Here is an 18,845-nt window from a genome sequence, read left to right as displayed (position 1 = left end):
CGCGCGACTGGCGGCTACGCGCGGCCGCCGTGCATCGTGCGTTCGTCGCGCGCCGGCTGAGCCCGGGCGGCGCGGCCGACCTGCTCGCGATGAGCGTCTTCGTCGATGCGCTCGAAGCCGACGGAGGCGCGCGATGACGCTGGCCATCCTCTGTTCGGGACAGGGCGCGCAGCGCGCCGACATGTTCGACCTGACCGGCACCGCGCCGCAGGCCGACGCGCTGTTCGCCCACGCCGGCCGGCTGCTCGGCGACGATCCGCGCGCGTGGGTGCGGCAGGCCGGGCCGGACGCGCTGCGTGAAAACCGTGCCGCGCAGATCCTCTGCACGGTCCAGGCGCTCGCGGCGGCCGCGCTGCTCGACGCGGTGTGGCCGCGCCGGCGCTGCGTCGCCGGCTACAGCGTCGGCGAAGTCGCGTCGTGGAGCGTCGCGGGGATGATCGAGCCGGACGCCGCGCTCGACCTGGCCGATGCGCGTGCGCGTGCCATGGATGCCGCGAGCGGCGGCGACGAGCGGATGGTGTTCGTGCGCGGCCTGACGCGCGCTCGGCTTGCGCGATTGTGCGACGGCCGCGACGCGGCGATCGCGATCGCGAACCCGGGCGACGCGTTCGTGGTCGCGGGGCGCCAGCCCGATGTCGATGCGGTGGCCGACGACGCGTCGCGCGACGGTGCGCTGCGCGTCGCGCCCGTCTGCGTGCGGATCGCGTCGCACACGCGCCGGCTCGCCGCGGCCGTGCCGGTGTTTCGCGCGTCGCTCGCCGCCGCTCACGTGCGGCGGCCGCTGCCCGGCACGCGGCTCTTTTCGGGTATCGATGGCGCGTCGGTGCTCGACGTCGACGCGGGACTCGACAAGCTGGCCCGGCAGATCGCGGAGCCGGTCGAGTGGGCGGCCTGTCTTGCCGCGTGCGTGGAGGCCGGTGCGACCGCGTTCCTCGAGCTCGGCCCCGGCCGCGCGCTGGCCGAGATGGCCGGTAGCGCATATCCCGCGCTGCCGGCGCGCAGCCTCGCCGATTTCCGTTCCGTCGACGGCGTCGCGAGCTGGCTCGCGCGCGTCGCGGCGGGCTGATCGACGGCCCGGAAGCCCCTCGCCGGAGTCGCCTTTCGCACTGTGTGTTGCGCCGGCGCAGCAGCCTTGCAGCCGGCGCTTGCCACACGAATTGGCGTCGCTAAAATGGCGCCCGCCATGAGACCAGCCGCCTTCCTTCTCGCCGCGCTCTGCTGCGCGGCGAGCGCCCACGCCAGCCAGATTCCGTCCGACGCCGCATCGGTCGGCACATACTTTTCGTATGACAATGCGGCGGCCGACGCGACCGTCGACCTGATCGAGCAGGCGCAGCGTCGCGTGTTGCTGGCCGGCTATACGCACGTGCCGCCGGCGGTCGCGAGCGCGCTGCGCGCGGCCCGCTCGCGCGGGATCGAGGTGCGTGTCGTGCTCGTGCGTTCGCCGCACGCGGGCCGGTACAGCGGCGCGGGCTATCTGAAAGCGTCGGGTATCGACGTGGCGATCGAGTCGCGGCACGGCGATCCCGCGCCGCGCTTCGTGATCGTGGACGACAGCGTCGCGCTGACGACGCTCTCCGAAGGGGCGGCTGCGCATGCGGAAACGGTGAACGTGTTCCAGCGCGCGCCCGAGCTCGCGCAATCCTATGCGCAGTCGTTCTGGCGGCTGTACCGGCAGGCCGGCGGCCTCTGACCCTTTCCTTCGGTGCCCCCGCGCGCCGGTGTGACCCTGCTTGCATCGGCGCTGCCGATGAACCATGCTCGTTGACAGGCGCCGACGCGGGTTTCGCGCATCCGGCGCAACGGCAGGGAGCCGAACGTGTTCGAGTGTTTTGCCGATCGTACCGATGCCGGCTGTCAGCTGGCCGGCGCGTTGCGCGATTATGCGGGCCGCGGCAATGTCGTCGTGCTCGCCTTGCCGCGCGGCGGTGTGCCCGTCGCGTATCCGGTCGCCTGCGCGCTGCACGCGCCGCTCGACGTGCTGGTCGTACGCAAGCTCGGCGTGCCGTCCGATCCCGAACTCGCGATGGGCGCGATCGCGACGGGCGGTGCGATTCATCTGCAGCGTTCGGTGCTCCGCTCGATGGGCGTGTCCGACGCGCAGCTTGCCGATGTGATCGCGCGCGAGACGGTCGAACTGCATCGCCGCGAGGCGCTGTATCGCGGTGCCGCGCCGCCGCTGCCGGTCGAGGGGCGCATTGCGATCGTCGTCGACGACGGCGTTGCGACCGGCGCGTCGATGCGCGTCGCGCTGCAGACGTTGCGCGAGCGTCACCCGGCGCGCATCGTCGCGGCTGTGCCGGTCGCGCCGGCGGGTGCGCGGCACGCGTTCGACGATCTGGCCGATGCGTTCGTCACGGTGTGGCAGCCGCTGCCGTTCTTCGGGATCAGCCAGTTCTACGCGCGCTTCGAGCAGACGAGCGACGACGAGGTACGCGCGTTGCTCGACGCGGCCCGGCCCTGACGCGGCATCACGTGCGCCTGATGCGGCGCGGGCGGGGGCGACGGGTTTCGGCCCACGCGAACAGGCGCTGCAGCATCGGATGGACCTCCCCGCGCCAGCGCACCCCGGTAAACAGCCCGTAGTGATCGCAGTCGCCGATGTCGATGCGGTAGCGCTCGTCGTCGGCGAGGCCGCTGCACATGTCGAGCGCCGCATGCGTCTGGCCGGCGCCCGTGACCGCGTCGCATGCGCCTTCGACGGTCAGCAGCGCGACGCCGCGCAGCGCGGCCGGCTCGACGCGCCGCCCACCCACGTCCCAGGTACCGACCGCGAGGCTCATGCGCTGGAACACGATGTCGACCGTGTCGAGGAAATACTCGGCGGGCATGTCGAGCAGCGCCGTGTATTCGAGCAGCGCACGCCGTGCGCCGGCGAGCCCGGTCATGTCGAAGCGCGACGCGGCCAGCGCGTACGCTTCGATCAGCGACAGGAAGCGCTGCGGGTACACGAGCGCGATCTCGCCCTGCTGCAGATAGGTGGGAAACACGTGGCGGCCCTGCCCCGCGAAACCCGGCGGCACGACGTCGATCAGGTGGCGGCGGCACCAGCCCAGCGAATGGGTCGCGGCGGCGGTGCCGAGCGCACTCGGATTCCGGCGCGCGTCGAGCGGGCCGCCGATCAGCGTGACGCTCGCGGGCGGCGCGAGACCGCGAGCGGCGCGCAGCGCGAGCGCGCCGAGCACCGGCACGGTTGCCTGGCACACGGCGACGACATGCAGCGGCCGGTCGTCGTGCGCGAGCCCGTCGACGAAGCCGTCGAGCGTCGCGACATATTCGTCGAGCCCGAAGCGGCCCGCCGCGAGCGGCACGTCGCGCGCATTGCGCCAGTCGGTCACGCAGACGTCGCCGTCCGCGAGCAGCGTCTCGACGGTTTCCCGCATCATCACGGCTGCATGCCCGGCGAGCGGTGCGCAGAGCAGTACCGTGCGCCGCGCGTCGACGCGCGTGAAGCGCCGCAGGTCGCAGAACGGCGTGCGCGCGACGATGCGCTCGCCGACGCCCGGCCACCCGATGTCGAAGTGCGGGGGCTCGCCCGGCGGCCCGAGCAGCGGCTCGAACAGGTCGTCGTAGCACGACGATGCGGCGTGCGGCAGCGTGGCCGCGGGCCACGCGTCGAACGCATGCCGCGTCGCCGCGCGCCAGGCGCGCATCCATTCCCGCTGCTGCTCGACGAGGGCGTACCACATGGCGAACCTTGGGGCGGAAGGGGCGTGAACTTGCATTATGGTCACTGCGGCCGGACAACGTGAGCCCCGCGTGCGGCCGGCCGAGGCGCATCAAGCGCACGGGCGCGCTAGGCGAAGCCCTGCGGCGCTGCTACAGTCGTCGATCCCATTCCCTCAAGCGGAGCGTTTGCGATGAAGCTGATCGGCATGCTGGATTCCCCGTTCGTGCGCCGTGTCGCCATTTCGGCGAAGCTGCTCGACCTCCCGTTCGAACACGAGTCGCTCTCGGTGTTCCGTCATGTCGAGCAGTTCAGGGCGATCAATCCGGTCGTCAAGGCACCGACGCTCGTGACCGACGACGGTGCGACGCTGATGGATTCGTCGCTGATCGTCGATTATCTCGATCATCGGGTCGCGCCCGCGCGGCGGCTGCTGCCCGAGGATGCGGCCGCGCGCCTGAACACGCTCGTGCCGGTCGGTTTCGCGCTGGCAGCTGCCGAGAAGAGCGTGCAGGTCGTCTACGAGCAGGCGCTGCGTCCGGCCGACAAGCAGCACGCGCCGTGGCTCGAGCGCGTGCTGAGCCAGATCGAGGGCGCATACGGTGCACTGGAGCCGCTCGTCGCCGCCGCGAACGGCTGGTTCGGCGGTGCGCGCCTGCTGCAGTCCGACGTGACGGTGGCGGTCGCATGGCGCTTCACGCAATTCATGGCGGCCGACTACCCGGTACTCGCGCGGATCGATCCGGCCCGTTATCCGGCGCTCGCCGCGCATTCCGCGCGGGCGGAAGCGCTGCCGGCCTTCGTCGAAACGCCGCTTGCGTAGGCCCGCCGGCGGGCCATCCGGCTGCTGCCGGCTGCCCGCCGGGCCTTGCCAGGCAAGCGTCGGCGGATTGTTCTCCGCGGCTGACAAGTGACTTCGCATTCGCGCGGTTTATCCGGCGGGCGCCGATCCCTAGAATCCACTCCATCGAATGACGCCTTGCCTGATGGAGCTGATGATGCGAACCCTGATCGAATCGAGCCTGTACCACCCGTCCGTCGTGTTGCCGCTTGCCGCGCTGACGCAGTTGATGGTCGAGCGCGATTTCAATCTCGGTCAGGTCGGGCTGATCGTCGCGACGCGTGGTGCACAGGCGGCCGTGTCGCGATCGCGCGCACTGCTGTTCTGCCGCAACTGCGAAGCGCACGCATGAGCGCGTACGCGGCGAGGGGATGAAAAAAAGCCCGGCCGGCGCAAGCCGGTCGGGCGGATCGGATTCGATCGGACCCCGGCTTCGGCCGGGGTTTTTCATGGGCGACGCTCAGGCGCGTGCGGTCGACACGGCAGGGTACATGCCCGAATCGTCGTCCTCGCGCATCTGGCGCACGAGCTGGTGGGCTTCGCGGCGCGTCGCGACGGCCGGCGGCGAGCCCTTGAGCGGCTGGCGTGCGGTTTCGGCGAGCGCGACGACCGACACGATGCCGATCACGGCGGCGCCCATCATGTAGTACGCGGGCATCATCAGGTTGTGCGTGACGTCGACGAGCCACGCGGTGACCAGCGGCGTCGTGCCGCCGAACAGCGACACCGACACGTTGAAGCCGATGGCGAGCGCGCCGTAGCGGATCTCGGTCGGGAACAGTGCCGGCAGCGCCGACGGCATCACGCCGGTAAAGCACGACAGCAGCACGCCGAGGATCAGCAGGCCGCCGAACACCGATGCCGTGGTGCCGGCATGGATCAGCATCATCGACGGGATCGACAGCGCGAGCAGGCCGACGCAGCCGGCGAGCATCACCGGCTTGCGGCCGATCCGGTCGGACAGGCGGCCGGCGGCGAGCGTCAGCGGCATCATCAGCACCATCACGATCAGCACGAGCACGAGGCTGTGCGATTCGTCGAAATGCAGCGTCGACGACATGAAGCTCGGCAGGTACGACAGCACCATGTAGTCGGTCACGTTGAAGATCAGCACGAGGCCGACGCACAGCAGCAGCGCACGCCAGTTGCGCATCAGCGTTTCGCGGAAGCGCGCCTTCGGCACGGCCTTGTCCTGCGCTTCGCGCTCCTCGGCCTGGCGCTTGAACGCCGGCGTTTCCTCGAGCTTCATCCGGATGTACAGGCCGATCAGGCCGAGCGGGCCGGCGATCAGGAACGGCACACGCCAGCCCCACGACAGCAGCGCCTCCTGCGACAGCGACGCGGTGAGCAGCGCGACGACACCGGCACCCATCACATAGCCGATCAGCGTGCCGAATTCGAGGAAGCTGCCCATGAAGCCGCGGCGCTTGTCGGTCGAGAACTCGGCGATGAAGGTGGCCGCGCCGCCGTATTCGCCGCCGGTCGAGAAGCCCTGCACGAGGCGGGCGACGAGCAGCAGCACGGGCGCCATGATGCCGATCGACGCGTAGCTGGGAATGAGGCCGATCGCGAAGGTGCCGACGGCCATCATGATCATCGTGGCGGCGAGCACGCGCTGGCGGCCGATGCGGTCGCCGAGCGGGCCGAACACCATGCCGCCGAGCGGGCGCACGAGGAAGGCGGCCGCGAACGTGCCGAAGGTGGCGAGCAGCTGCGCGGACGGGCTGCTGGACGGGAAGAACACCTTGCCGAGCGTGACGGCGATGTAGCTGTAGACGCCGAAGTCGAACCATTCCATCGCATTGCCGATGGCCATCGCGCTGACGGCGCGCTTGAGCAGGCTCTGGTCGACGACGGTGATGTCGTCCGCGACGAGCGGGGCTTCGCCGGACGACGAAGCGGAGGAAGAGGCAGCGGTCGGGCTGACGTGTGTTGCGGTCAAGGTCATGCACTCCTTTGACTGCGCCGAACGGGCGGGCCGTCCGACACGGTTTGCCGGCGAGCGCGGTGTCGTGTGCGGCGCGTCGGGGCAGACCATTAAGCACTTACTGCACAAGCGGCGGTAAAGGGCCGTAAGGGGCTGCTTCGACGCGGGCCCGATGGGCCGTCGCGACAGTGCGCTCATGAAGAATGGGCCGCGTGATGCAAGCGGCAGATGCCGGTGCGGACGATGTCCGGCGTTCCGGCAAGCGCCCCGGAGGGGCAACGAAACGAGAAAAGCGGGCCTGTCGGGCGGGCTTTCCTGTGGGTGCAATTTCGGTCGAAGGGCCGGCCCGCAACGCGCGGACGGACTTCTCTCGAAATCGAATAGACAGAGATTGAATGTTGAAACAGGCGACATGATAGCACGATGACGGATGATCGTGCAAATTGCCGGGAAACGCCCGTCTGGCGGGGCGTTCGGCGGGGGCGGCTCGGGTATGATCGGCGGCGCGCGGCGGGGCCGTGCCGCCTCGCGGTGGCGGGGGCGAATTCACGAGGAACCGGATGACCGAACTGATGAGGGTCGCGGCGCTGTTCGCCGCCACCGCGCTGGCCGAAATCGTCGGCTGTTACCTGCCGTGGCTCGTGCTGAAGGAGGGGCGGCCGGTGTGGCTGCTGCTGCCGGCCGCGCTGTCGCTCGCGTTGTTCGCGTGGCTGCTGACGCTGCACCCGAGTGCGGCGGGGCGCACCTATGCCGCGTACGGCGGCGTGTACATCGCGGTGGCGCTGGTCTGGCTGCGAGTGGTCGACGGCGTCGCGCTGACCCGCTGGGACGTGGCCGGCGCGGCGCTCGCGCTCGGCGGAATGGCGGTCATCGCGCTGCAGCCGCGCGCGTGAGCGCGGCCGCGGCGCATGCCGTGTGCCGTGTGTTTCAGGCCGTTTCGGCGGCGCCCGCGTCGGCGGACTTGCGCCATACGCAGGTGCCCTTGACCGACTTGTCGAGCTCGTCGAGCTGCGCCTGGTGCGCGGCGAGCTCGTCGTCGCTCGCGGCCACCACGGCCAGGTCGAGCGCGGCGAGCGACACGCGCTGGCCGTTTGCCGCGCCGCCGTCGGCACCCGCGTCGTCGAGCATGTCGATCACGAGGCTGTCCTGGCCGCGCGTCATCGCGAGATAGACCTCGGCGAGCAGTTCCGAGTCGAGCAGTGCGCCGTGCAGCGTACGGTGCGCGTTGCTGATGCCGAAGCGGTCGCACAGCGCGTCGAGCGAGTTGCGCTTCCCGGGGAACATCTGCTTGGCCTGCACGAGCGTGTCGATCACGCCGCCGCAATGTTCGGTGAACGGCGGCAGGCCGAGCCGCGCGAATTCCGCGTCGAGAAAGCCAAGGTCGAACGGCGCATTGTGGATGATCAGCTCGGCGTCCTTCACGAAGTCGCGGATCTGGTCAGCGACTTCCGCGAATTTCGGCTTGTCGCTGAGGAATTCGGTCGTGAGGCCGTGCACCGCCAGCGCGCCCGGATCGCTGTCGCGCTCGGGGTTCACGTAGAAGTGCAGGTTGTTGCCGGTGAGCCGCCGGTTCAGCAGCTCGACGCAGCCGATTTCGATGAGGCGGTCGCCCGTGCGGGCGTTCAGGCCGGTGGTTTCGGTATCGAGAATGATCTGGCGCATGTCGGGGAAAACGTAGGAAACAGGGGGGGGCGGCCCGCGTTCAGGCCGTGAGCGATTCGACGCCGCGATTCGCGAGCGCATCCGCGCGCTCGTTTTCGGGATGGCCCGCGTGGCCCTTGACCCAGCGCCACTCGACCTCGTGCTGCGCGACGAGCGCATCGAGCCGCTTCCACAGGTCGGCGTTCTTCACGGGCGTCTTCGCCGCGGTGACCCAGCCTTTTTTCTTCCAGCCGTGGATCCACTCGCTGATGCCTTTCTGCACGTATTGCGAGTCGGTGTGCACGATCACCTGGCACGGCCGCTTCAGCGCTTCGAGCGCGGCGATCACGCCCATCAGCTCCATGCGGTTGTTGGTCGTGTTCGGCTCGCCGCCGAACAGCTCCTTTTCCTTGTCGCCGTAGCGCATCAATGCGCCCCAGCCGCCGGGGCCGGGGTTGCCCTTGCAGGCGCCGTCGGTATAGATGTCGATCGTATCGATTGTCATGAATGTTCTTGATGGGTGGTCGGGGAGGCCGCCGGCGTCAGGCCCGGTGCGAGCACGGGTTTCTTCATCCGGATCTGGCCGACGAGGCGCATGCCGCGCACGCGCTTGACGGCCGTCACCATGTAGACGGCGCCGAAGATCGGCCACCAGCGGTCGCCGGCGGCTTCCATGAAGCCGTAGCGGGCCAGCCACTTGTCGGTGACGAGCGGCGGCCGGTAGCAGCCGAAGCGGCCGCGTTCGAGATCGAAGCCGAGCAGCTTGATCCAGTCCTTGAGCCGGATGAACGCGATCTGGTCGCGCGTGGCCGGCACGAACGGACGGTTCGCCATGCGCCCGAACGATTGCCGCATGCCCCACAGACTGAGCGAATTGAAGCCGGTGATCACGAGCTGGCCTTCCGGCATCAGCACGCGCTCGGCCTCGCGCAGCAGGCGGTGCGGATCGGACGTGAATTCGAGCGTGTGCGGCATCACGATCAGGTCGACGCTCTGCGACTCGAACGGCAGGTCGAGCAGGTCGCACCAGGTCGTGCTGCGATCGGCGGGTGCATGCTCGGGCGAATGGGCTTCGCGGGCCCACGGATACTGATAGGGCGCGCTCGCGCCGCTCGCCGGATCGAGCACGAGGCCGCGATACGGCATGCGGTTCTCGCGCAGCGCGTCGAGCTGCGGCAGGCCGAGCTGCAGCGCGTGGAACCCGAAGACGTCGGACACGATCCGGTCGAGCTGCGCCTGCTCCCAGCCCAGCACGTAGCGGCCGGGAGGCGAGTCGGTCCAGGCGGGCCAGTCTATAATTTGACGGTCAGACATAACGATGATTGCGCGCCCATGAACGAGCTGGAATACGTGCCGGTTCCGGCATTCGATGACAACTATATCTGGCTCGTCTCGGACGGCCGCGATGCGATCGCCGTCGATCCGGGTGAAGCCGCGCCGGTGCGCCGGGTTCTTGCCGAACGAGGCTGGCGGTTGACCGCTATTTTACTCACGCACCATCATGCCGACCACGTCGGCGGTGTCGCGGCACTGCGCGATAGCCAACCGGACGATGCTCCGCTCGCGGTTTACGGCCCTGCGGCCGAGGCGATCGGCGTGGTCACGCGGCCGCTTGCAGGCGGCGATCGCGTGACGCTCGACGCACCGTCCGTCGCATTCGACGTGCTCGATGTGCCCGGTCACACGCGCGGCCACATCGCCTATTTCCAGGCGGCCGGGCCGCGCAACGCGGCGCCGCACGTGTTCTGCGGCGATACGCTGTTCTCGTGCGGCTGCGGCCGCCTGTTCGAGGGCACGCCCGCGCAGATGCTCGCGTCGCTCGACGCGCTCGCCGCGCTGCCGGGTGACACGCGCGTGCATTGTGCCCACGAATACACGCTGTCCAATATTCGCTTCGCGCTCGCATGCGAGCCCGGCAATGCGGCGCTCGCTGCGTGGCGCGACGAAGCGCAGGCGCTGCGCGCGCGGGGTGTGCCCACGCTGCCCACTACGATTGCTCACGAGCGTGCCGTTAACCCGTTCATGCGGGCGGACAGCGCGGCGATTCATGCCACGCTCGAGGCCGAGTTGCATGAAACGGTGCCGGATCGTCTGACGGCATTCACGCTGATGCGCGAATGGAAAAACCGGTTCCGATGACGATTTCCGGAGGACTCCAAAGCTCAAGCGGTGTCTGTAAAAATTGCTCCAAATGTAGGATTTCGCTGAGTTTTCGGTGTTTTTATTGACGTGAAGCACGCACTTCCGTAGTATCGCCTGCAATTTCCAGCCGTCGGAAGCCGAGATTTTCATGCGACTTATATTGAGTGCGATGGTGGTTCTGCTGCTCGCCGCTTGTGCGAGCCAGGCCCCTGTCGCCAACAACGCCGCCGATTCGCAGGCGACGTCCAACTACCTCCGTAAATCAGCCACCGCCAAAGAAACTGTCGACGTCGACAAGCAATCCGTCGGCGACCTGACCAGTGCAGACTCCGATCTCTGGGGGCGCATCCGCCGCGGTTTCCAGATGCCCGACCTGCAGAGCGACCTCGTCGACATGCAGACGACCTGGTACACGCAGCGGCCCGACTACGTGCAGCGCATGACCGAGCGCTCGCAGAAGTACCTGTATCACATCGTCGAGGAGCTCGAGGCGCGTCACATGCCGACCGAGCTCGCGCTGTTGCCGTTCATCGAGTCCGCGTACAACCCGCAGGCGCTGTCGGTCGCGAAGGCGGCCGGCATGTGGCAGTTCATGCCCGGCACGGGCCGTACCTACAACCTGAAGCGCAACATGTGGCAGGACGAGCGCCGCGACGTGCTCGCGTCGACGAGCGCCGCGCTCGACTACCTGTCGCGCCTGCATGACATGTTCGGCGACTGGTATCTCGCGCTGGCCGCGTACAACTGGGGCGAGGGCAACGTGCAGCGTGCGATCGCGCGCAACCAGGCGGCCGGCCTGCCGACCGACTACCAGAACCTGCGGATGCCGAACGAGACGCGTAATTACGTGCCGAAGCTGCAGGCGGTGAAGAACATCATCGCGAGCCCGCAGCAGTACGGCCTGACGCTGCCGGACATCCCGAACCACCCGTATTTCGTGACGGTCACGACGTCGCGCGACATCGACGTGGCGGTCGCCGCGAAGCTCGCGAACCTGTCGCTCGACGAATTCCGCTCGCTGAACCCGTCGTTCTCGAAGCCGGTGATCCTCGGCGCGACCGAGCCGCAGATCCTGCTGCCGTTCGACAACGCGTCGGCGTTCGAGAAGAACCTGAAAGCCTACAACGGCCAGCTTTCGTCGTGGACCACCTATACGGTCAGCGAACGCGCACGGCCGGCCGCGATCGCTGAGAAGATCGGCGTGGACGCCGATACGCTGATGTCGATCAACAAGATTCCGGCCGGCATGCGCCTGAAGCCGGGCTCGACGATCGTCGTGCCGCGCGGCGATGACGACGACGAGGACATCAGCGCCGACGTCGCCGAAAATGGCGCGCTCGCGATGGAACCCGATGTGCCCGACACGCGCAAGATGCTGATCCGCGTGCGCCGCAAGCAGTCGATGGCGGCGATCGCCGGCCGCTATGGCGTGTCGGTCGGTCAGCTCAAGGCGTGGAACCGCACGCACCGCGATCTCGTGATGCCGGGCCAGGCGCTCGTGCTGCACGTGCCGGTCGGCCGTTCGGTGCCGGCGGAGCCCGGTCCGGAACGGATCGCGACGTCGGCCGCCGGTGCGCACATCGAGCGCGCGAGCCTGGCGGTGGGCGGCAAGTCGCACGGCGCGAAGCGCGGCGCGGCGAAGCCGGCGGCCAAATCGACGAAAGCGACGAAAGCGGCGCCGGCCAAGGCCACAACGCACAAGGGCAAGAAGAAATAACGCAGTCGCGAGCGCATCGCGCGGCCGGCCCGGTTCGTGCGATTGCGTTATCATCCGACGAAATGCGACGAAACGCCGTCACCGAGGTGACGGCGTTTTTGTTTGTGCGCGGCGCGGGGGTGCCGCGTTGAATGCCTTCATATAACAAGGAGAGGCGATGTCGTCGGTGCAGGTGAGGGTGCTCGCGCTGTTTTCGGTCGGGTATTTCGTGTCGTATGTGTTTCGCGGCGTCAATCTGGGCTTCGCGCCGTTCGTCACGCACGAGCTCGGGTTGTCGGCCGCCGATCTCGGCCTGCTCACCAGTCTCTATTTCCTCGGCTTCGCGGGCGCGCAGATCCCGGCCGGCGTGATGCTCGATCACTTCGGCCCGCGCCGCGTGACGGCCGGCATGCTGCTGTTCGCGGCCGCCGGCGCTGCCGTGTTCGGTGCCGCGCACAGCCTCGGCACGATGATGGTCGGCCGGCTGCTGATCGGCGTCGGCGTGTCTGTGTGTCTCGGCGCGGCGTTCAAGGCGCTCGCGCAGCATTTCCCGGTCGGCCGGCTGCCGCTCGTGAACGGCCTCGTGATGGCCGTGGGCGGCCTCGGCGGCGTGATGGTCGGCTCGCCGCTGACCTGGCTGCTCGGTTGGACGAGCTGGCGCGCGATCTGCTTCGGCCTCGCGGTGCTGACGGTGGCAGTCGCGGCGTCGATCGGCCTGGGCGCGCCGGAGGCGAAGCAGGTGCGTCACCAGGGCGGGCTCGTCAGCCAGTTCAAGGGCACGTGGCATATCCTGGGCAGCCGTGCGTTCTGGAAGATCTCGTCGTTCTCCGTAGTCACGCAGGGGGTGTTCTACGCGATGCAGTCGCTGTGGGTCGGGCCGTACCTGCGCGACGTCGCGGGGTTCGATGCGCCGCATGCGGCGCGCCTCGTGTCGGTGCTCGGCTTCGCGATGATGGCCGGCTGCGTCGGCTTCGGCGCCGCGGCGCGCGTGCTCGAGCGGCGCGGCGTGTCCGTGTACGCGTTCTGCGGCATCGGCATGGCGTTGTTCGTCGCGACGCAGGCCGCGATCGTGGCGCGCGTGCCGTTGCCGCCGGCCGTTCTGTGGGCCGCATACGGGATGTTCGGCGGCGTCGGCATCCTGACCTACGCGGTGATGGCCGGGCATTTTCCCGCGCACCTGATCGGCCGCGCGAACACGACGCTCACGCTCGTGATCTTCCTGCTGATCTTTGCGTTCCAGATCGGTGTCGGCGCGGTGCTGTCGCACTGGCCCGCGGTCGACGGCCGTTATCCGGCCGCCGCGCACTTCACCGCATGGGGCGTGTTGTTGGCTCTGCAGCTCGCGAGCGCGGTCTGGTACGTATGGCCCGCGCGCGGCGCTGGCCAAGTGCACTGATCCGGCGGTACGCTCGGGGCAGGGCGGCCGCGTAAAACGGGGCCGCAGCGCGCTGCTTCGCGCCGCCGCGCGTCGCGCACGCACGATCGGACGGCCATATCGATTGAAGATAAGGCCATTTTCAGGCTATAATTTGAAAGTTTGTGCTGATCAACCTCGCACCCTAGCGCCTACCTCATACATCCCGTTCATCCGCCGCACGCCGCCTGCCGGGCGATGCCGCGAAGCCTCGTGCGCCACGCGCCGGGTTCGCGTCACGACAACGCAGGCCGCGTCCAGCAAGCGACCACGCGCGCCCACGCAGCGCGGCGCTCGCGCGGCAGGGTAAACAGGTCGGCAGCAGGGTGTTCCCCAAGGAGCCTCCCGTGTTGCCGTCTTTTACTCCCGCCTTGCTTGCACTCGCCGACGGCACGGTCTTTCGTGGTTATTCGATCGGGGCCGAAGGCCATACGATCGGCGAAGTCGTGTTCAATACCGCGATCACCGGCTATCAGGAAATCCTGACCGACCCGAGCTACTCGCGCCAGATCGTCACGCTCACCTATCCGCATATCGGCAACGTCGGCGTGAACGCCGAAGACGTCGAAGCCACGAAAGTCCATGCCGCCGGCCTGATCATCCGTGATCTGCCCACGCTCGCATCGAACTTCCGCATGGACCGCACGCTCGGCGACTACCTGCGCGACGAAGGCGTCGTCGCGATCGCCGGCATCGACACCCGCAAGCTGACCCGCATCCTGCGCGACAAGGGCGCGCAGAACGGCTGCATCCTGACGGGCTCGGACGACGAAGCGAAAGCGATCGAACTCGCGCGCTCGTTCCCGGGTCTCGCGGGCATGGATCTCGCGAAGGTCGTGTCGACCACGAAGCCGTTCGAGTGGAAGCAGACCGAATGGCGCCTCGAAGGCGGCTACGGCATGCAGGAAGCGCCGAAGTACCGTGTCGTCGCGTACGATTTCGGCGTCAAGTACAACATCCTGCGCATGCTCGCGGAACGCGGCTGCCACGTGACGGTGCTGCCGGCCGAGGCGAGCGCGGAAGATGCGCTCGCGCTGAATCCGGACGGCATTTTCCTGTCGAACGGCCCCGGCGATCCGGAACCGTGCGACTACGCGATCGCGGCCACGAAGCAATTCATCGAGCGCGGCGTGCCGACCTTCGGCATCTGCCTGGGTCACCAGATCATGGGCCTCGCGGTCGGCGCGAAGACGCTGAAGATGAAGACGGGCCACCACGGCGCGAACCACCCGGTGAAGGATCTCGGCGACGGCCGCGTGGTGATCACGTCGCAGAACCACGGCTTCGCGGTCGATGCGGATTCGCTGCCGGCCAACGCGCGCGTGACGCACGTGTCGCTGTTCGACGGCACGCTGCAGGGCTTCGAGCTGACCGACAAGCCGGCATTCTGCTTCCAGGGCCACCCGGAAGCATCGCCCGGCCCGCACGACATCGGCTATCTGTTCGACCGCTTCACCGCGCTGATGGACGCGGCGAAGCAGCGCAACGCTTAACGCAACCGACGCAACCGAAGGACGGGAGATTCGCATCATGTTCGGCCACGCACTCGGCATCACGGATATCTGGACCTACGTGTTCGGCGTGATCTTCATCATCCTGCTGCCGGGGCCGAACTCGATGTACGTGCTGTCGCTCGCGGCGCAGCGCGGCGTGAAGGCCGGCTATCGCGCGGCGTGCGGCGTGTTCGTCGGCGACACGGTGCTGATGGTGCTGTCCGCCGCCGGCGTCGCGTCGCTGCTGAAGGCGAATCCGCTGCTGTTCTCCGTCGTCAAGTACGGCGGCGCCGCGTATCTGCTCTACATCGGCACCGGCATGCTGCGCAGCGCGTGGCAGAAGCTGCGCGCGCGCGCCGATGCGCCGCCCGATGTACCGCCCGCGGTCGACGGCGAGCGTCCGTTCCGCAAGGCGCTGATCGTGAGCCTGCTGAATCCGAAGGCGATCCTGTTCTTCATCTCGTTCTTCATCCAGTTCGTCGACCCGGCATTCCCGCATCCCGCGCTGTCGTTCGTCGTGCTCGGGGCGATCGCGCAATGCGCGAGCTTCCTGTACCTGAGCACGCTGATCTTCGCGGGTGCGCGGCTCGCCGAGCACTTCCGCCGCCGCCGCAAGCTTGCAGCAGGCGCGGCGAGCAGCGTGGGCGGCCTGTTCATCGGTTTCTCGGTGAAGCTCGCGCTCGCCACGATGAGCTGAGCGCAGCCGGCCGACCCACGACAATGATTACTTATTGAATTCACAAGCCATGCCAAAACGCACAGACATCAAGAGCATCCTCATCATCGGCGCCGGCCCGATCATCATCGGCCAGGCGTGCGAGTTCGACTATTCGGGCGCGCAGGCTTGCAAGGCGTTGCGTGAGGAGGGCTACAAGGTCGTTCTCGTCAACAGCAACCCGGCGACGATCATGACCGACCCGAACACGGCCGACGTGACCTACATCGAGCCGATCACGTGGGAAGTCGTCGCGCGCATCATCGAGAAGGAGCGCCCGGACGCGATCCTGCCGACGATGGGCGGCCAGACCGCGCTGAACTGCGCGCTCGACCTGCACCACCACGGCGTGCTCGAGAAGTTCGGCGTCGAGCTGATCGGCGCGTCGCCGGAAGCGATCGACAAGGCGGAAGACCGCCAGAAGTTCAAGGAAGCGATGACCAAGATCGGTCTCGGTTCCGCGAAGTCGGGTATCGCGCACTCGATGGAAGAAGCGACCCAGGTGCACGCCGAGATCATGGCCGGCACCGGCGGCAGCGGCTACCCGGTCGTGATCCGTCCGTCGTTCACGCTCGGCGGCTCGGGCGGCGGCATCGCGTACAACCGCGAAGAGTTCGAAGAGATCTGCAAGCGCGGTCTCGACCTGTCGCCCACGCGCGAGCTGCTGATCGAAGAGTCGCTGCTCGGCTGGAAGGAATACGAGATGGAAGTCGTGCGCGACCGCGCCGACAACTGCATCATCGTCTGCTCGATCGAGAACCTCGACCCGATGGGCGTGCACACCGGCGACTCGATCACGGTCGCGCCGGCGCAGACGCTCACCGACAAGGAATACCAGATCCTGCGTAACGCATCGCTCGCGGTGCTGCGCGAGATCGGCGTCGACACGGGCGGCTCGAACGTGCAGTTCTCGATCAACCCGAAGGACGGCCGCATGGTCGTCATCGAAATGAACCCGCGCGTGTCGCGTTCGTCGGCGCTCGCATCGAAGGCAACGGGCTTCCCGATCGCGAAGGTCGCGGCGAAGCTGGCCGTCGGCTACACGCTCGACGAGCTGAAGAACGAAATCACCGGCGGCCAGACGCCGGCGTCGTTCGAGCCGACCATCGACTACGTCGTCACGAAGATCCCGCGTTTCGCGTTCGAGAAGTTCCGTGAAGCCGATTCGCGCCTGACCACGCAGATGAAGTCGGTCGGCGAGGTGATGGCGATCGGCCGTACGTTCCAGGAGTCGTTCCAGAAGGCGCTGCGCGGCCTCGAAGTCGGTGTCGACGGTCTCGACGAGAAGTCGACCGACCGCGACGAGATCGCGATCGAGATCCACGAGCCGGGCCCGGATCGCATCTGGTACGTCGGCGATGCATTCCGCATCGGCATGACGGCCGAGGAAATCTTCGCGGAAACCGCGATCGACCCGTGGTTCCTCGAGCAGATCGAGCAGATCATCCTGAAGGAAAAGGCGCTCGCGGGCCGCACGCTCGCATCGCTGACGTTCGACGAGCTGCGCTACCTGAAGCAGAGCGGCTTCTCCGACCGCCGCCTCGCGAAGCTGCTCGGCGCGACGCCGGAAGACGTCCGCAAGCGCCGCATCGAACTCAACGTGCGCCCGGTCTACAAGCGCGTCGACACGTGCGCGGCCGAGTTCGCGACGAAAACCGCGTACATGTACTCGACCTATGAGGAAGAGTGCGAGGCGCAGCCGACCACCAACAAGAAGATCATGGTGCTGGGCGGCGGCCCGAACCGGATCGGCCAGGGCATCGAGTTCGACTACTGCTGCGTGCACGCGGCGCTCGCGATGCGCGAGGACGGCTACGAAACGATCATGGTCAACTGCAACCCGGAAACGGTGTCGACCGACTACGACACGTCCGACCGCCTGTACTTCGAGCCGCTGACGCTCGAAGACGTGCTCGAGATCGTCGACAAGGAAAAGCCGGTCGGCGTGATCGTCCAGTACGGCGGCCAGACGCCGCTGAAGCTCGCGCTCGATCTCGAGGCGCACGGCGTGCCGATCGTCGGCACGTCGCCGGACATGATCGACGCGGCCGAAGACCGCGAACGCTTCCAGAAGCTGCTGCAGGACCTCGGCCTGCGCCAGCCGCCGAACCGCACCGCGCGCGCCGAAGACGAAGCGCTCGCACTGGCGGCCGAAATTGGCTATCCGCTGGTCGTGCGCCCGTCGTACGTGCTGGGCGGCCGCGCGATGGAAATCGTCCACGAGCCGCGCGACCTCGAGCGCTACATGCGCGAGGCCGTGAAGGTGTCGAACGATTCGCCGGTGCTGCTCGACCGCTTCCTGAACGACGCGATCGAGTGTGACGTCGACTGCATCTGCGACGGCGAAGCCGTGTTCATCGGCGGCGTGATGGAGCACATCGAGCAGGCGGGCGTCCACTCGGGCGACTCGGCATGCTCGCTGCCGCCGTACTCGCTGTCGAAGGAGACCGTGGCCGAGCTGAAGCGTCAGACGGGCGCGATGGCGAAGGCGCTGAACGTGGTCGGTCTGATGAACGTTCAGTTCGCGATCCAGCAGGTGCCGCAGGCTGACGGTTCGAAGCAGGACATCATCTACGTGCTCGAAGTGAACCCGCGCGCATCGCGCACGGTGCCGTACGTGTCGAAGGCGACCAGCCTGCCGCTCGCGAAGATCGCGGCGCGCGCGATGGTCGGCCAGAAGCTCGCGCAGCAGGGTGTGACGAAGGAAGTCGAGCCGCCGTACTTCAGCGTGAAGGAAGCGGTGTTCCCGTTCGTCAAGTTCCCGACCGTCGATCCGGTCCTCGGGCCTGAAATGCGTTCGACCGGCGAAGTGATGGGCGTCGGCCAGACGTTCGGCGAAGCGCTGTTCAAGTCGCAGCTCGCGGCCGGTTCGCGCCTGCCGGAGTCGGGCACGGTGCTGCTGACCGTGATGGATGCGGATAAACCGAAGGCGGTCGAAGTCGCGCGCATGCTGCACGACCTCGGCTACCCGATCGTCGCGACGAAGGGCACGGCTGCCGCGATCGAAGCGGCCGGCGTGCCGGTGAAGGTCGTGAACAAGGTGAAGGACGGCCGTCCGCACATCGTCGACATGATCAAGAACGGCGAGATCGCACTCGTGTTCACGACGGTCGACGAAACGCGCCAGGCGATCGCCGATTCGCGTTCGATCCGCATGAGCGCGCAGGCGCACAAGGTCACGTACTACACGACGATGTCGGGCGCGCGCGCGGCAGTCGAAGGCTTGCGCTACCTGAAGGATCTGGAAGTCTATGATTTACAAGGTCTTCACGCTCGCCTAAACTAAGCAGTCAGTTACCTGTAGAAGCA

General features: G+C 67.8%; 18 protein-coding genes. 13 read left to right on the top strand and 5 right to left on the bottom strand.

Annotated features, from left to right (window positions below; genetic code table 11):
- From ABY44_RS04700 to ABY44_RS04685, 4 genes are all read left to right on the top strand, one after another.
- Positions 1 to 137: triphosphoribosyl-dephospho-CoA synthase (locus tag ABY44_RS04700; RefSeq protein ID WP_431640906.1), on the top strand; the 137-nt coding region annotated here is incomplete at its 5' end.
- Positions 134 to 1,066, top strand: a complete 933-nt coding sequence (gene mdcH, locus ABY44_RS04695) for a malonate decarboxylase subunit epsilon (RefSeq protein ID WP_059681978.1) — start codon at positions 134 to 136, stop codon at positions 1,064 to 1,066. The genes ABY44_RS04700 and mdcH, both read left to right, overlap by 4 nt.
- A gap of 105 nt (positions 1,067 to 1,171) precedes the next feature.
- Positions 1,172 to 1,693 (top strand): phospholipase D-like domain-containing protein, encoded by a 522-nt coding sequence (locus ABY44_RS04690; protein ID WP_027787890.1) that lies wholly within the window; start codon positions 1,172 to 1,174, stop codon positions 1,691 to 1,693.
- A 126-nt stretch (positions 1,694 to 1,819) separates the two neighbouring features.
- On the top strand, positions 1,820 to 2,464 hold the full coding sequence (locus ABY44_RS04685; RefSeq protein ID WP_059695574.1) for a phosphoribosyltransferase: 645 nt from the start codon (positions 1,820 to 1,822) through the stop codon (positions 2,462 to 2,464).
- A 7-nt stretch (positions 2,465 to 2,471) separates the two neighbouring features.
- Here the strand turns inward: ABY44_RS04685 and ABY44_RS04680 are convergent, their stop codons facing one another.
- On the bottom strand, positions 2,472 to 3,689 hold the full coding sequence (locus ABY44_RS04680; protein WP_060173807.1) for a polyhydroxyalkanoate depolymerase: 1,218 nt from the start codon (positions 3,687 to 3,689) through the stop codon (positions 2,472 to 2,474).
- Between the two features lie 171 nt (positions 3,690 to 3,860).
- On the opposite strand from ABY44_RS04680, the gene ABY44_RS04675 reads away from it, so the two are divergent.
- Positions 3,861 to 4,490, top strand: a complete 630-nt coding sequence (locus tag ABY44_RS04675) for a glutathione S-transferase family protein (protein WP_059695575.1) — start codon at positions 3,861 to 3,863, stop codon at positions 4,488 to 4,490.
- Positions 4,491 to 4,653: 163 nt separating this feature from the next.
- Entirely contained in the window at positions 4,654 to 4,860 is a 207-nt protein-coding gene (locus ABY44_RS04670) for a hypothetical protein (protein ID WP_080982016.1), read from the top strand.
- A 108-nt stretch (positions 4,861 to 4,968) separates the two neighbouring features.
- On the opposite strand, the gene proP is transcribed toward ABY44_RS04670, so the two are convergent.
- Positions 4,969 to 6,456 carry a glycine betaine/L-proline transporter ProP gene (gene proP / locus ABY44_RS04665; protein ID WP_027787885.1) on the bottom strand — a complete coding sequence of 496 codons (1,488 nt, stop codon included), beginning with the start codon at positions 6,454 to 6,456 and terminating at the stop codon, positions 4,969 to 4,971.
- Between the two features lie 539 nt (positions 6,457 to 6,995).
- Here proP and ABY44_RS04660 point away from each other — a divergent pair.
- On the top strand, positions 6,996 to 7,328 hold the full coding sequence (locus ABY44_RS04660; RefSeq protein ID WP_027787884.1) for a YnfA family protein: 333 nt from the start codon (positions 6,996 to 6,998) through the stop codon (positions 7,326 to 7,328).
- A 34-nt stretch (positions 7,329 to 7,362) separates the two neighbouring features.
- On the opposite strand, the gene dnaQ is transcribed toward ABY44_RS04660, so the two are convergent.
- The 3 genes from dnaQ to ABY44_RS04645 are packed head-to-tail and all read right to left on the bottom strand — an operon-like array spanning position 7,363 to position 9,390.
- Complete coding sequence (gene dnaQ, locus ABY44_RS04655; RefSeq protein WP_060173808.1) at positions 7,363 to 8,097, bottom strand: DNA polymerase III subunit epsilon; 735 nt, start codon at positions 8,095 to 8,097, stop codon at positions 7,363 to 7,365.
- A 40-nt stretch (positions 8,098 to 8,137) separates the two neighbouring features.
- Positions 8,138 to 8,581: a ribonuclease HI gene (rnhA, locus tag ABY44_RS04650; protein WP_021163370.1), complete on the bottom strand. Its 444-nt coding sequence runs from the start codon at positions 8,579 to 8,581 to the stop codon at positions 8,138 to 8,140.
- Positions 8,578 to 9,390, bottom strand: a complete 813-nt coding sequence (locus ABY44_RS04645) for a class I SAM-dependent methyltransferase (RefSeq protein WP_027787882.1) — start codon at positions 9,388 to 9,390, stop codon at positions 8,578 to 8,580. The genes rnhA and ABY44_RS04645 overlap by 4 nt, the downstream gene beginning before the upstream one ends.
- Positions 9,391 to 9,408: 18 nt before the next feature.
- On the opposite strand from ABY44_RS04645, the gene gloB reads away from it, so the two are divergent.
- The 6 genes from gloB (at position 9,409) to carB (ending at position 18,822) form a co-directional block, all read left to right on the top strand.
- Positions 9,409 to 10,215: a hydroxyacylglutathione hydrolase gene (gene gloB, locus ABY44_RS04640; RefSeq protein WP_027787881.1), complete on the top strand. Its 807-nt coding sequence runs from the start codon at positions 9,409 to 9,411 to the stop codon at positions 10,213 to 10,215.
- Between the two features lie 151 nt (positions 10,216 to 10,366).
- Positions 10,367 to 11,935 carry a transglycosylase SLT domain-containing protein gene (locus ABY44_RS04635; protein WP_027787880.1) on the top strand — a complete coding sequence of 523 codons (1,569 nt, stop codon included), beginning with the start codon at positions 10,367 to 10,369 and terminating at the stop codon, positions 11,933 to 11,935.
- 157 nt (positions 11,936 to 12,092) lie between these two features.
- Complete coding sequence (locus tag ABY44_RS04630; protein WP_021163366.1) at positions 12,093 to 13,310, top strand: MFS transporter; 1,218 nt, start codon at positions 12,093 to 12,095, stop codon at positions 13,308 to 13,310.
- 365 nt (positions 13,311 to 13,675) lie between these two features.
- Positions 13,676 to 14,821, top strand: coding sequence for a glutamine-hydrolyzing carbamoyl-phosphate synthase small subunit (gene carA, locus ABY44_RS04625; RefSeq protein WP_027787879.1), 1,146 nt, complete (start codon positions 13,676 to 13,678; stop codon positions 14,819 to 14,821).
- Positions 14,822 to 14,858: 37 nt separating this feature from the next.
- Positions 14,859 to 15,518, top strand: a complete 660-nt coding sequence (gene leuE / locus ABY44_RS04620) for a leucine efflux protein LeuE (protein ID WP_060173809.1) — start codon at positions 14,859 to 14,861, stop codon at positions 15,516 to 15,518.
- 49 nt (positions 15,519 to 15,567) lie between these two features.
- The gene (carB, locus tag ABY44_RS04615) at positions 15,568 to 18,822 is read left to right on the top strand and encodes a carbamoyl-phosphate synthase large subunit (protein ID WP_027787877.1); all 3,255 of its coding nucleotides are present in this window, start codon (positions 15,568 to 15,570) and stop codon (positions 18,820 to 18,822) included.
- Positions 18,823 to 18,845: the final 23 nt, after the last annotated feature.

The sequence above is a fragment of the Burkholderia sp. ZZQ-2 genome (genome assembly GCF_050768715.1).
Lineage (GTDB): Bacteria > Pseudomonadota > Gammaproteobacteria > Burkholderiales > Burkholderiaceae > Burkholderia > Burkholderia cepacia.
This window is presented reverse-complemented; position numbering and strand designations above follow the sequence as displayed.